General features: G+C 35.0%; 11 protein-coding genes. 8 read left to right on the top strand and 3 right to left on the bottom strand.

Annotated elements, in window-relative coordinates; translation table 11 throughout:
* The first annotated feature begins 3 nt into the window (after window positions 1-3).
* Together IR022_RS06385 and IR022_RS06380 are read left to right on the top strand one after the other, a co-directional pair.
* On the top strand, window positions 4-1527 hold the full coding sequence (locus IR022_RS06385; RefSeq protein ID WP_194203088.1) for a PKD domain-containing protein: 1524 nt from the start codon (window positions 4-6) through the stop codon (window positions 1525-1527).
* Window positions 1528-1557: 30 nt separating this feature from the next.
* Complete coding sequence (locus IR022_RS06380) at window positions 1558-2136, top strand: hypothetical protein (protein ID WP_050708876.1); 579 nt, start codon at window positions 1558-1560, stop codon at window positions 2134-2136.
* Between the two features lie 133 nt (window positions 2137-2269).
* Here the strand turns inward: IR022_RS06380 and IR022_RS06375 are convergent, their stop codons facing one another.
* Together IR022_RS06375 and IR022_RS06370 are read right to left on the bottom strand one after the other, a co-directional pair.
* A complete protein-coding gene (locus IR022_RS06375) occupies window positions 2270-2908 on the bottom strand; it encodes an HAD family hydrolase (protein WP_194203087.1) in 639 nt (212 codons plus the stop codon).
* 110 nt (window positions 2909-3018) lie between these two features.
* Window positions 3019-3519, bottom strand: coding sequence for a GNAT family N-acetyltransferase (locus IR022_RS06370; RefSeq protein WP_050708874.1), 501 nt, complete (start codon window positions 3517-3519; stop codon window positions 3019-3021).
* Between the two features lie 271 nt (window positions 3520-3790).
* Here IR022_RS06370 and IR022_RS06365 point away from each other — a divergent pair, with 271 nt between their 5' ends.
* Together IR022_RS06365 and IR022_RS06360 are read left to right on the top strand one after the other, a co-directional pair.
* Window positions 3791-6838 carry a SusC/RagA family TonB-linked outer membrane protein gene (locus IR022_RS06365; protein WP_194203086.1) on the top strand — a complete coding sequence of 1016 codons (3048 nt, stop codon included), beginning with the start codon at window positions 3791-3793 and terminating at the stop codon, window positions 6836-6838.
* 12 nt (window positions 6839-6850) lie between these two features.
* The gene (locus IR022_RS06360; RefSeq protein WP_194203085.1) at window positions 6851-8560 is read left to right on the top strand and encodes a RagB/SusD family nutrient uptake outer membrane protein; all 1710 of its coding nucleotides are present in this window, start codon (window positions 6851-6853) and stop codon (window positions 8558-8560) included.
* 77 nt (window positions 8561-8637) lie between these two features.
* Here the strand turns inward: IR022_RS06360 and IR022_RS06355 are convergent, their stop codons facing one another.
* Window positions 8638-10128, bottom strand: coding sequence for a T9SS type A sorting domain-containing protein (locus IR022_RS06355; protein ID WP_194203084.1), 1491 nt, complete (start codon window positions 10126-10128; stop codon window positions 8638-8640).
* Between the two features lie 434 nt (window positions 10129-10562).
* Between IR022_RS06355 and IR022_RS06350 the strand changes: the two genes are divergently transcribed.
* From IR022_RS06350 to IR022_RS06335, 4 genes are all read left to right on the top strand, one after another.
* Window positions 10563-11054, top strand: coding sequence for a hypothetical protein (locus IR022_RS06350; RefSeq protein WP_199330279.1), 492 nt, complete (start codon window positions 10563-10565; stop codon window positions 11052-11054).
* A gap of 690 nt (window positions 11055-11744) precedes the next feature.
* Window positions 11745-12563, top strand: a complete 819-nt coding sequence (locus tag IR022_RS06345) for a hypothetical protein (RefSeq protein ID WP_194203083.1) — start codon at window positions 11745-11747, stop codon at window positions 12561-12563.
* A gap of 10 nt (window positions 12564-12573) precedes the next feature.
* Entirely contained in the window at window positions 12574-13311 is a 738-nt protein-coding gene (locus IR022_RS06340; protein ID WP_194203082.1) for a hypothetical protein, read from the top strand.
* A 17-nt stretch (window positions 13312-13328) separates the two neighbouring features.
* The gene (locus tag IR022_RS06335; protein ID WP_194203081.1) at window positions 13329-14084 is read left to right on the top strand and encodes a hypothetical protein; all 756 of its coding nucleotides are present in this window, start codon (window positions 13329-13331) and stop codon (window positions 14082-14084) included.
* The last annotated feature ends 672 nt before the right edge of the window (window positions 14085-14756 follow it).

Here is a 14756-nt window from a genome sequence, read left to right as displayed (position 1 = left end):
CTCATGAAATCTATTATAATATCAATGCTACTTATTGTTTGCGTTTCGAGTTCATATGCTCAGAAAGAAGCAAATTGGTGGTATTTTGGAATTAACTCCGGATTAAATTTCAATAATTTACAAACAGTAACTTCGTCAGCAGGGCTTTCGACACCGGATATGCCTACCCCTGTAAAAGGGCCTCTAAATACAGGAGAAGGATCGTTTACAATCTCCGATTCCGAAGGAAATCTTTTAATGTCAGGAGATGGGGTCACTATTTACAATCCCCTTAATGCAGTAATGGCAAATGGAACGGGTATGTTAGGAGGATCATCTTCAACTCAATCGGGAATTATATTGCCTGTACCGGGGAGCAATAGTTTATATTATGCTGTATCTGTAATGAATAATGAAGGAGCTGCCGGAATAACTTATTCTATAGTCGATATGTCTCTTAATGGGGGAAATGGAGCTGTAACAAGTACTAAAAATGTACAAATATTAGCGGGGCCTACAGACGAAAATATTACTGCAACTCGTAAGAGGAATAGCCCCAATTTTTGGTTGATTCACCGTAGGCTTTCTCTCTCAGATACTGCTGGGTGTGTTATTCACGTTTGGGAAGTTACCCCTACCGGAATAGAGAATCATAAGATCTATACATTTGCAGTACAGCCTCCGGGAAGTGTTTTTTTTAATGCCTTTTCCGGCTATCTTAAAACATCCTCCGATGGAACTAAATTCATATCGGCAGTGCCTGGAGGTAAACCACGTGCGAGCATTTTAAGTGGTCTATTTAATCCCCAAACAGGAGTTCCTTCTGATGTACGGGTTCGAAACCCGTCTACTTTACACTGGGATTGGTATAATTTTGATTTTTCTCCTTCCGGAAAAAATGTGTTTATTACCGGATCAAATTATTCCCCAACTAATAGCCGGACACCCCTGCAACAAATAACGTGGAATGACTTGAGAAATACAACAAAAGAAGCAACATATATACCCGCCGATACTGTATATGTATCGAGTTTGCAGCTTGCTGCTGATGGTCGACTATATGGAGTAAGAATAAGTCATAAAGATATGGTAGTCGTGATGAATCCCGAGGAAGATTATGCCTCGGCAGATGTACGCTTTTTTCCCAACTATTTAATTAATGATGCTGCTTTTGGGTTACCTAATTTTATGTCAGCTTTTTTTGTCGCAGATGTACAAGGGCAATCATTTGCTTGTATGGGAAATGAGGCGACTTATACAGTTGAAATAACCATGTCGGGTACGCCAGCCGAAAATGCTGTCAAATTAATATGGGATTTTGGAGATGGCAGCCCGACTATTGAGCAGCCCGTGGCTCTAGGTACTACTATTTATAAACAATCTCACGTCTTTTCTGCAGTAGGAACATATACAATCGTCGTGACACCCTATAAAGCAGATAATACACCATTGAAGGCACTAAACTATTCGGTGAGAATTTTAGATTGCAGTATTATGACCAACCGTATGGTTCGAACCAGATTGTTAAATTCGGCATTACAACAATAAAATTTTGAATGATTTCACGCTGATCTATTTATGACACAATTATATTTAGTATTCTTTTTACTCTGGCTTAATTTATCTGTATATTCTCAAATAGGGATAAATACCGAAACCCCACATCGAAGTGCTGCACTTGACGTTAATGCACCCAATAATGACAAGGGATTGCTTTTGCCTACTATGACAACTAGTGAGAAAAATGCAATTGCAAATCCTGCTAATAGTCTGTTAGTATATGATACCGATAAGAATTGCATATCTCAAAATTTAGGTTCAGAAATAGCTCCAGCCTGGACTTGTCTGACTCTTTTTAACCGAAAGTTCTTATATATGCCTTCTATAAATATCAAAACAACAGTTCCTGGTAATGCCCAGTTAGACTTATATAAGATATATAAAGATCAATTCAGTACACCTATGAGCATTAGTGCGGGAGGACCAGCATCAATACCTAGTTTTGCTGCAGCTACCGATTTGTATTATTATGTAACTTATTATGACCCTACCTTATTGACAATAAATAGCATTGATGCTAATGGGGTGATGGATTATACTGTACTTCGGAATGCTAATTTTGATGCCTATATGAATATAATATTTGTAATTAGGTGATAATCCGTTTTTCTGGTGGTTGAGTATCGTATTGCAATATAAAACAGAAGAAGCGTTTAATCTAGATTAAACGCTTCTTCTGTTTTATATAAAGTTTCATTAATTTGAAGCCTCTAGGTTTTATTTCTGAAATTTATATTGTGAATAGATCTTCAACAGAAAAGCTCTTAAAATCGGGTATTACTTTACTGCATTTGTCTTCCAGTAAGTTGGCAGGGTTAGTTGTTGATAGACCAATAACCTTCATGCCTGCAGCTTTGCCAGCCTCTATACCTGCAAACGAATCTTCAAATACAATACAATCCTTAGGATCTACCCCTAGATCTTCTGCAGCCAAAAGAAAACATCTCGGATTTGGTTTTCCTTCGGTTACACGAGCTGCTGATACAATAGTGTCGAATAGCTTGTCAAATTGTTTGGCTTTATTTACAGCGGTTAGTTTAGTGTCGGTTGAACTGGTTACTAATCCTACTTTTATTCCTTTAGCTTTTAATTCTTCAACGAATTTAACAGAACCCGGTATTTCTTCGAAGTTCATATTAGCTTCAAATTTGTCGAGATTCTCAGATAAAGTATTTAACTCTTCTTGTGTTAAATGTGAGAAATATTTTTTTAGGATATTGGGAAGAGTAGTTCCCTTTATTACTTTCTCAAAATTTACTATTCCAGTATTGTATCTATCCCCTGCATGTTTCCAGAATACATCGTATTGAGGTTCGGTGTCAATCATTACACCATCCATATCAAATAAAACGCAAATGTTATTTTTCATTATTTATATATTTTTTCAGGTCAAAACCTTGTTCTTTGTTCATTGAATTATTGAAGCTTAGGTGTTCGATGAATCTAGATATAATACCTTGTTGCTCTTGCTTTTGCATTCTATATTTTCTTCTCAAAGATATAATCTTCCATTAAATAGCCACTTCCAATATCATTGTCTTCTTCTCCTACAATTTCAAACCCCATTTGCTTATAAAATCCTATGGACTTATTGTCTCGATTCATATTGAGAGATAGGTAACTGTTTCCCTCTGTTTGAGCTAATGTTGCAACTTTGTCAATTAAGATTCTTCCCATTCCTTTTCCTTTGGATTCGGGTAAAAGGTAAAGCTTATGTATCTTAGTTTTAGGTTGATTTTGGTAATTAAACTCATAGGATATGAATCCTAGGATATTTGATAAAGGATCAGTTTTGATTAATAAGAAAAACTGATTTAGCTCTGTCATCTGTTTTTTTAGAGCCTCGGTACTATACATCATATCAATCATATAGTTCATCTGCTCTTGAGAGAGAATGTCTGCATAGGTTATTTCCCATGCTTTAAGTGCAATGTTCTGTATTGTGGATATATGACTTGTGTTGGCTTGTATTATTTCCATTATAGTATTCTTCTAGTACTACAAAAATACTAAAAACAATATGTTATTTAGTATATCAAAGTGATATTTTCGATGATGTATTTGCTTAATATTTATGAGTGTGCATTATATAGTTTTTGTATTTGTTTTAACCTTCTTAACCTTGCTGTCTTATTTAACATAAATTTATTGAAAAAATATAGCTTGTTTGCTATATTTGTAGTTCTGTTTTTGCTAAAACAACAACAAAATCCATAACGCACAATCTTTTTTATTATTAAACTATCTTTTAATGAAAAACATGATTAGAAAAACAAACTTAGCAAAGAGCTACTTTAGTAAAGTCTCTTTTTGGGTGTTAATGCTTTTCCTCTCAACGGGAAGTATATTAGCGCAGACTACAATTACAGGTACCATTATCGATGGGCAAAAAGAACCCATGATTGGAGTTAGTGTTAAAGTAAAAGGATCGGTAATTGGAACCGTTTCCGATTATGATGGGAGTTATAAATTATCCGTTCAGGATGCAAATAATGCAGTACTAATCTTCTCTTTTTTAGGGTATAAAACACAAGAGGTTGCAGTAAACTCACGTTCGGTGGTAAATGCCACTCTAGAGGAAGATGCAAGAGCTTTAAGTGAAGTTGTTGTAGTTGGTTATAATACAATCAGACGTGAGAGCCTTACGGGTGCTTTACAAACGTTAGATAGTCAACAACTATTGGATGCAACTACACCTGCTGTTGAAAATCTACTTACCGGAAAATCTCCCGGTGTATATGTTAGTCCTGGGTCGGGACAACCTGGAGAAGCCGGAAAAATAATAATTCGCGGTAAAAGTACGATTAACGGAAGTAACGATCCCCTTTGGGTTGTTGACGGTGTAATCATGGGTAGTAGTGCCAGTGATATTAACCCCGTTGATATAGAAACTTTGACAGTGTTAAAAGATGCTGCTTCTACAGCTGTATATGGTTCTCAGGGAGCCAATGGAGTTATTTTAGTAACTACCAAAAAGGCGAAAATGGGTAAAACCCAAGTAAATGTATCAGCGAAATTTGCTGCTACTGATCTGAACTCCGGGCGATTTAGTATAATGAACGGAACAGAACTTTATGATTTGTATACTACTTTCCCTAATAAAGAAAACTTCTCGAATACTTGGTGGTGGCAAGACAAGAACCTAAGAAATAGAAATTTCGACTGGTGGGATAACGCAACGCAAACAGGTTTTGCGCAAGACTATAATGTATCGATAAGTGGAGGTAATGAAAAACTAAGATCATTTGTATCTCTTGGTCTTTTTGATGAAACAGGTGCTATAAAAGGATATGACTATACAAGATACAATGCTTTGGTGAAAGTTGAGTATAAGGTTTCGGATCGATTAACAATCAGACCACAGATTATGGGATCACGAAAAGACATATATGATCAACAACACTCGGTAAGTGCGATGTATGGTAATTTACCTTGGGATAGCCCTTATCACGAAGATGGTTCTCTTGTTGGAAATGCACCCAATCCTACTTGGGTAAATACTACAGGATCTAACTATATGTACGATCTGCAATGGAATTATAGCAAGTCTGAAGCTTATGAGGTAATGAGTAATATGGATTTTGATGTTAAGATTACTGATTGGATGACTTTTGCTTCGATTAATAGCTACAAATTTTTCAATAAAACTGGCACAGAATATACTGATCCTCGTTCATCTTCAGGAGAATCGGTAAATGGTCGTATCACTGAAAGTATGCGTTCTTATAACAGATTATATACGAATCAATTGATACGTATTAATAAGGCTATGGGTAAGCATTATATCAATGCAGTAGCAGGTTATGAGTGGAATGAATTTAAGTCTAAGAACACCGAAAGTATGTCTACTGGATTTGCTCCAGGCTTTGAAGTAGGTAGCGTAGCTTCTAAAGCAGAAAAAGCAATTAGTTGGCGTTCGGCTTGGGCAGTTCAGTCGTATCTTTCTAATATAAATTATTCATATGATGATACGTATTTGGCTCAATTTTCACTTCGTCACGACGGAGCTTCTAACTTTGGGGCTAATACTAGATATGGTACATTCTTTTCGATAAGTGGTGGATGGAATATTCATAAAGAAAAATTCTTTAAGGTTCAACAAATAAACAATCTGAAATTAAGAGCTAGTTATGGTTCAGTAGGTAATCGTCCTACTGCCTTATATCCTCATTTGGCTTTATATGCTCTTACTACAGACTCGGGAAAAAATCAAAAACCATTAAGTTATAATGGAGAGCCGGGAGCTGTAATATCTCAATTAGCAAATGCCGATTTAGGTTGGGAAAAATCATTTGTAACAGGTGTTGGAGTAGATGTTTCTCTATATAATAGAGTAAATATTTCATTAGACTATTATTATAAGAAAACATCAGACCTTTTATATGATGTTCCATTACCTGGCGTTATTGGAGTAACCAGCATTTGGAGAAATGAGGGAGAATTACAAAACAAAGGTTTTGAGGCAACAATAAGTGTTGATGTTATAAAGAATAAAGACTTGTTATGGACTGTAGATGCTAATATCGGATTGAACAGAAATAAAGTAACTAAGTTATATGGACAGAAGAAGGAAATAATAAAAGGCGATGGAAGTGGTATTGCTGGATCAGCTTCAAAGCTAATCACACCGGGCAGAGATGCCGATACTTGGTATTTGGCTGAATGGGCTGGTGTAGATCCTGCAAATGGAAATCCTTTATGGCTTAAAACTGATAAAGACGGAAATCGTGTGACTACAAGTAAATATAGCGAAGCTAATCAAGTTCCTATTGGTAAATATACTCCTGACTTTTTCGGGGGATTTGCTACAAACTTAGTTTATAAAAATTTTGATTTAGCTGCAATATTTAATTATTCGGTAGGAGGTCAAATATATAATTATGCCCGTGCAGAGTTTGATTCGGATGGTGCATATACCGATAGAAATCAGATGAATCTTCATAGTGGCTGGAGTCGTTGGGAAAAAGAGGGAGATATAGCTACTCACCCATTAGCTAAATATAGTAATTCAAGTAACTCCAATAAGGCATCATCTCGCTTTCTTGAAACTGGTACTTATTTGAAAATGAGAAATCTTACGATTGGCTATAATCTTACAGGTAAAATCCCTTATGTTTCTAACTTGAAGTTGTTTGTTTCAGGTGAAAATTTATTCACAATTACTCATTTTTCCGGAGTAGATCCTGAGATACCTCCTCGTTATGATACTCGTAATGAGTCATCAACCATAACAGGAGTTGCAACATCAGTATATCCTCAAACACGCAGATTTGTATTCGGAGTAAATCTTACACTTTAATAATTTAGACTTATGAAACTAAAACATATAATATTTACTGTCATATGCACTTTGATTTTCACTTCTTGTGATTTAGAACGGTTGCCGGATAATGCATATACAAAGGAACAAATAGAGGCAGATAAAGAGGCAGCATTTCAGATATTATTAAATGGATGTTATGGACATCTTAAAGGATGGGCTGATGTAATGCATAGAGTAGGTGAGTACCCATCCGATAATATAATGATCAGAGGTACTAGTACGGATGCTTTTTATCCATTTATTTCATATCAGCATATAAAAGATAATTATAGATTAACGACCTTTTGGAATACTAGTTATAAAGTAATATCTCAAGCTAGTGATCTAATAAATATGTCAGACGAAGAAACCAGCACAAAAGAAAGAAAGCAAAAAATAGGGGAAATGTATTACCTCCGTGGAATGTGTTATTTCTATCTGTGTCGTGTTTTTGGTCGTCCATATTACCAATCACCCGAAACTAATTTGGGAGTTCCCATCTTATTAGACGGAACACCTGATGATGTAAGTAACCTGCAACTACCAGATAGAGCTACCGTAAAAGATACTTACGCGCAAGCAATAAGTGACTTGAAAAAAGCGGAAAGTCTGATGACTGTGGAGAAGAGAGCTGCTTATGCTACAAAAGAAGCAGCACAAGCAATGCTTTCTAGAATCTACCTATATATGAGCGGTACTTATGAGAATCCTAATACAGAATATGCTAATCTTTCTATTGAATATGCAGAGAAGGTTATTCAGTCGGGACGTTATGCTTTGTTAGATCGAGTTAATTTTATGAAGTATAACATTTTTCCTCCTGATGGAAGTAGTCAAACTGAGACCATATTTGCGATAAAGAGACTTTCTTCTGAATTTTCGGGTGACGATTATTATAATACCATTGGTGGTATGTATGCCACTATTCAAGGACAAGGCTGGGGTGAAATGTATGCAAGTGCAAAATATTTGAACTTATTACGTAAAGCAGGACTGGGAAAAGATGCCCGCTGGGCATTTATTGATCCACAATATATAGAGGATGAGGCTGGACAGAAAACTCCTGCATTTCGTTTTATAGCAGATCTTAAAAATGCATCGGGTGTACAAACCGGTTATACTTATGTTCAGGAAGCATTAAGATATAATGAGGATAATTCTTTATACATTAAAATTGGAGATCAAGTATATCCTTTAACTGTAGTAAATGCAGAAGAGAATCAATACTCAATTGTTTATAATGGAAAAACATACATAGGAGAGAAAGATTATTTAATGTTATTGAATCGTGTATTCCCGATGTTCTATGTTACCAAATGTTCTCTACAGGATAATGAATCGCATTTGCACTCACCTATAGTTTCACGTTTGGCTGAATTGTATTTAAATGCTGCGGAAGCATCTGCAAAGAAAGGAAATTATGGACAGGCACTTATATATCTGAATAAGATACGAGGTAGAGCTATTGTTGGCGGAGAGTATAAATCGTTGAATGCAACTAATGCTGCTCAACTGATAGATGAAGAACGTCAGCTAGAGTTAGGCTTTGAGGCTCATCGTACTTATGATGTATATCGTAATGGACAGGATATGGTTCGCAATTATCCGGGACCTCATGATGCAATGACAGCTATTCCTGCAACTGATCTACGTGTTGTTCATTTTATACCACAAGCAGAAATTAATGCTTATCCAAGTGAATTAACTCAGAATCCATAAAATTGGATAAACCTTATAAAAAGAAAGCCCTAACTAATCATTTCGATTGAGTTAGGGCTTTCTTTTTTGTTGAATTTTTATTTTATGATTTTCTGAGAAGATATGCCTTTATCTGTTTTTGTAACTATAATATAATATCCCGAAGGGAGGTCATTTGTACTATAATTAATGTCTTTGGTCTCTTTGATTAATACGCCTCGGGTATCAAAAATCTTTATGTAATCTATTCTTTTAACCTCATCAATAATTTTTAAAGATCTAGTGCTATTCATTTCTATCACAGGGATATATATATAGGATTCAATATTAGCTCCATTAACGATAAACTCTCTAGGGTTTAATTGTTGCTGGGCTCCCTGTATTTGACTTTGCTCATCTAGTATCCACCCCTGTGGGGTCTCTAAAATGTGAAATAAGTAATCTGTTGGCTCAAGGTCAATTGTCATAGCAGGACTTCCGCCTCCGTGCATTAGTATCTCTTCATTCGGGTTACTTACTTTACTTACTCTTATTATTGCACCGCCAGTCTGTTGTTTTACCCAGTCTTTATCAATAAATGTAATGAGTAACTCTTTCTTATTCGCTATCACAGGGATATATATATAGGATTCAATATTAGCTCCATTAACGATAAACTCTCTAGGGTTTAATTGCTGGTGCGCTCCATGTATTTGGCTTTGTTCATCTAGTATCCACCCCTGAGGAACTTCAAGAATCTGAAATAAGTATTCCACCGGCTCAAGATCTATAGTCATAGAATTGGCTTCTCCTCCGTGCATTAGTATCTCTTCATTGGGATTACTTACTTTACTAACTCTAATTACTGCACCGGCTGTCCATTGCTTATCTCCTTCTTTATTCGTAAATGTAATTAGCAACTCCTTTTTATTGCCTATTACAGGAATGTATACATACGATTCAATATTGGCTCCATTTATAATAAACTCTCTAGGGTTTAACTGTTGATGTGCTCCTTGTATTTGACCTTGCTCATCGAGTATCCACCCTTGAGGAGTTTCTAGAATCTGAAATAAATAGTCTGTTGGCTCAAGGTCAATTGTCATAGCAGCACTTCCGCTTCCATATATGAATGTCTCTTCGTTTGGATTATTTACCTTACTAACTCTTATTATTGCACCGTCTGTCTGTTGTTTCACCCATTCTTTATCAATAAATGTAATTAGTAATTCCTTTTTGTTGGCTATTATAGGAATGTATACATACGATTCAATATTAGCACCATTAACGATAAACTCTCTAGGGTTTAATTGCTGGTGCGCTCCATGTATTTGACCTTGCTCATCTAGTATCCACCCCTGAGGAGTTTCTAAAATCTGAAATAGATATTCCACCGGCTCAAGATCTATAGTCATAAAATTGCTACTTTCTCCGCGCATTAGTATCTCTTCATTCGGGTTATTTACTTTGCTAACTTTAATTACGGCGCCGTCTGTCCATTGTTTTTCACCTCCTTTGTCTATAAATGTGATGAGTAGTTCTTTAGTTGTTTGTGAATATCCGAAAGATGATAAGCACATTAATAAGAGTAGGAATAAAGTCTTTTTCATGTTTGTGATTAGTTAAATTAAAATTATAAAACGAAGGTGAAAATAGTAAATAAAAACCTAAATAAAAAAGGGATGACCAATGCGGTCATCCCTTTTTATAATATATAGAAATAGTAATTATTTCACTTCTTCAAAAGAAATAATATATGATTATAAGTAGATTATTGTTTTATGGTACAAATATGATACAAAAAAAACGTGAGTAATATTGATAACATTATCGCTTTGTTTTCGGTTCTTTGTGGGTAAATAGTCCTGATAAAAAAAGTAAATAATCTCGGCTTTTAACTTTTTTAGAACTAAAGGTTTTCGATGATAAAACTTAAGTTAAAAGTTAAATAAAGTTAATTCAAAATACATGATTACCTAAATTAAATCCATTACCATTATTTTTAAATATAATACTTAACTAACTAAAACTAAAACTAAAAATAATGAAATTTACAAAACCAAAACAATTTACAAAACTAGAACATAAAGAGATCTATTGGAATGCAAACTACTGCCTAGAATGTGATTGTAAACTTGAAATAAAGGTTAGAGAATTTTCTCTCAATGTAATAGGGCTACCGCTATGCAGAAAATGTCAAAATTGGCTCAACGGACTAGATGGCACAACAACAGATAACGCATTAACACTATATTTCGCACTAAAAGCAAGAAAAGTAAAAGCCGAACTTGAAAAATTTGACGGCTTTAAAAAAATAGATATAGCCATACCCTCAGTAAAAATAAATATAGAAGTAGACGGAAAGCATCACAATACAAATACAAAACAAGCATTTTCCGATTTGCAAAGGACGTATCACTCTTTTCTAAAAGGATATTTTACATTGAGAATTCCCAACTCTCTATTATATGATGATGAGATGACAGAAAAGACCGCAGATTATATAACAGACATGATCAAAAAGAAGTCTAAATAGCATACTTGAAATACTTTCAAGAATAGCAAAGATAAACCACTGTGTAAACGCCATTTTGACCAATTAGGAGGAATTTTTACATTCCTCCTCTCTATCTCCAATATTGACTTTAAAACGTATCAATTCTGTAGTACGATCATTCATTATGATAAAGTTGAATAACTTTTCTTTATTGGAAATAATATTGTAATAATTGCTTCTGTATTAGATTTTTTTTATATTTGCATCTATAAATCACCTCTTTATTCAAATAATGAGAATAAAATTAACAAACATATCCACTAATAATAATCTAAAGTTTAACGATTTAGATTTGGCTATGTGCGTTGAAATGTTAGAGAGAGAGAGAGAGAGAGAGAGAGAGAGAGAGAGAGAGAGAGAGAGAGAGACTAACTAGCGAACATGCTGTTAATAAATATATTTTAGGCGGATTACTCCGTCTTTTTTTGTTATTGCGTTTTTTATACATATTCTTTTCTCCTTTTACATATTTCCCCAATATATATATTGATAGTTGTTCAGGTAAAGGTTTTCGTGTAGCTGATTTATTTGTTTTTTGTCGTTCAAAATCAGTACGATATTTCCTTTTACTTATGGCACAACTATGTCCGGCAGCAGCGTGTAGAGATTACATGCTGCTGCTTTCTTTGAATAAACTAACTAACTATATAATAACTAACAAGTAATAAAATGAAAAAGATTATTTTCTTATTAACAGGCGTTTTATCAATTGGGCTAACTCATGCTCAGGTCGGCATAAATACAATGAATCCGTTAGGTGTTTTCCATGTTGACACTAAAGGTAATACAGGTGGAACATTATCTGCACCCTCTGACGACTCGGATGATGTTATTGTTACTAATGATGGTAAAGTTGGCATCGGTACTGCCGCTCCGACAGAAAAGCTGGATGTAAGAGGTAAAATACGTATTGCTGATGGTACACAAGCTAATGATCGTATACTAAGATCTGATGCTTCGGGCAATACATACTGGGGTTTACCTCATGGGCGCAGCTTAGTTCTTGCAAATGAAGCTGATGATGCTTCGGGGAAATTACAAAATGTATTTACAAATGGATCTTCTAATATAGCCGACTACTTTTGTATTTACGGAGGGCAAACCAAATATACAGGGGTTTCCATTTCATTATCAGAAGGTACTTGGCAGGTTATATACAATGCAACTTTTGGAGGAAGACCAAAAAGCGGGGCTACAGAAGCCCTCCCTCCCTCTAACCTTATTTGGTATATATCAACATCTCAGACAGTACTAAACGCGGCCACAATTGTCGATAAAAGATTTAGTTCATCAGGCTTAGAGCAATCTAAGCTTCATTCTCTTAATAGTCAAATATATCTGCCGTTTACAGGATTGTTTATTCTCAAAAATACAACTCCTTCACCTCAAACATTCTATATACATGTAGAGTGTCTGAATATTCCTGCTACAGATTCGCTAAGATATACAGGCGAAGGTAGGCTATGGGCATTACCTGTAACCCTATAAAATAATTGTGATGAAATATATATATATTATAATATTGATTTTTTCGATAACTGATAGTTTATTCGGTCAAGTCGGAATAAACATAGCGAATAACTCGCTAAAAGGAGTTTTCCATATTGATTCTAAAGGGGACACTTACGGGTCTTCGAATACCTCGGATGATATCGTTGTATTAGCGAATGGGAACATCGGTATAGGAACTATTACTCCTACACAAACTCTGGAAGTTAATACAGAAGGGAGACCTATCCGTATAGATGACGGATCTGCGGCGAAAAACTTCATACTAACATCGGATGATAACGGAGTTGGAACATGGAAGCCCAAGAATATCGGAGACAGGGTCGAAGGCTTTGTAAGTGCTCTTAATCAGAAAAATGGGGTTGGATTAGGAACTACTTTCAAATATTCCGGAGCTTATATTACTATTCCTCCCGGGCAATGGGAAATTCACTTTGTATCTACACACTCTAATATATCTGGATACAATTATTGTATCTGGTGGGACTTAGACGACTCGAGCACTGTTAAAAACTCTATTCCCGTAGGAGGAAGGGTGCTTAGTTATATGGCTGAGTCAGGAGGTTTGATACAAACATCGGCTATGTACTTCGTTAACAATAACACCTCTACAAATAAGGACTATTATATATGGGGATGCATTTTAGTATTACCTTCCACTATAATAGGAGATTACATAAATTATTATAACAATGCCTTCCTCTGGGCAATACCTGTAAATAGCTAAACGAATAATTATCCAAAATGAAGAAAATAATAATAATCCTCTGTTATACTATATGTTATAGTTTCAGTATAAGTTATGCCCAGATAGGTATCAACACAGAAACCCCATTCGGTATATTTAATATAGATGCAGGCAGTGATAATTCGCAAACAACTAATATAAACCGTTTTAACAACGATATCGTAATAGACAATGAAGGTTCTTTTGTGATTGGCAACACTACAGCGGCTAGTAATACACGGCTCGATATTAATGGAACTTTCAGGCTAAATGACAGTTTTCAAGCATCTGATAAAGTCTTAGTTACAAAAGATATCACAGGTACTGCAAACTGGGCAATAGAACCATATCCTCAATTATACCTAGAACCGGAGCTGAGTTCCATTTTGTCTCCATTCAGGATTACCAATAGCCGGAAATACAGCGGTGTAAGTATTACAATACCGGGAGGCGCTTATGAGATAACTTTTGTTACAGCTTTTAAGAATTCGGCAATAGGTAAAATGGTAAATATAGAATGTGACCTTTCGGAATCGTCTACTGCTTTTAGCAGTCTGGGACAGGTCTGTAGTTCTGCATCTATCAGTACTACAAGTGCTATAACTTATAGTACACTAGCTGCTGTATATGCAATTCCGTATTCTGTCACATCCCGTACATTTTATATTTGGCTTAGGGCTGTCGGCGGATTATCCGCTGCAGAATATCTTGAATACGATATAACTAATACCAACTCTTATATATGGTCTATAGCTGTTGGTAACGAAAGTTAGTTACATTTATCGTGAAATGATTAGATATAATTTATAAAAAATATTCTTTACCGAATTGTGACAATATCATCAGATACGACTATAAACAAAAAAGTAGGAAAAAGCTGGTTTAGATCATTTCCTACTTTTTGTTTGCTTAAATAAAAAAAAACGTTATATTTGCATCTACAAATCACCTCTTTAGTCAAACAATGAGAATAAAATTAACAAACATATCCACTAATAACAATCTAAAGTTTAACGATTTAGATTTGGTTGTGTGCGTTGAAATGTTAGAGAGAGAGAGAGAGAGAGAGAGAGAGAGAGAGAGAGAGAGAGAGAGAGAGAGAGAGACTAACTAGCGAACATGCTGGTAATAAAAATATTTTAGGCGGATTATTCCGTCTTTTTTTGTTATTGCGTTTTTTATACATATTCTTTTCAGCTTTTACATATTTCCCCAATATATATAGTTGTTCAGGTAAAGGTTTTCGTGTAGCTGATTTATTTGTTTTTTGTCGTTCAAAATCAGTACGATATTTCCTTTTACTTATGGCACAACTATGTCCGGCAGCAGCGTGTAGAGATTACATGCTGCTGCTTTCTTTGAATAAACTAACTAACTATATAATAACTAACAAGTAATAAAATGAAAAAGATTATTTTCTTATTAACAGGCGTTTTATCAATTGG

It is taken from the genome of Dysgonomonas sp. GY617 (genome assembly GCF_015233815.1).
GTDB lineage: Bacteria > Bacteroidota > Bacteroidia > Bacteroidales > Dysgonomonadaceae > Dysgonomonas_A.
Note: the sequence above shows the minus strand (reverse complement) of the source record. Positions and strands in the feature narration are given on the sequence as shown.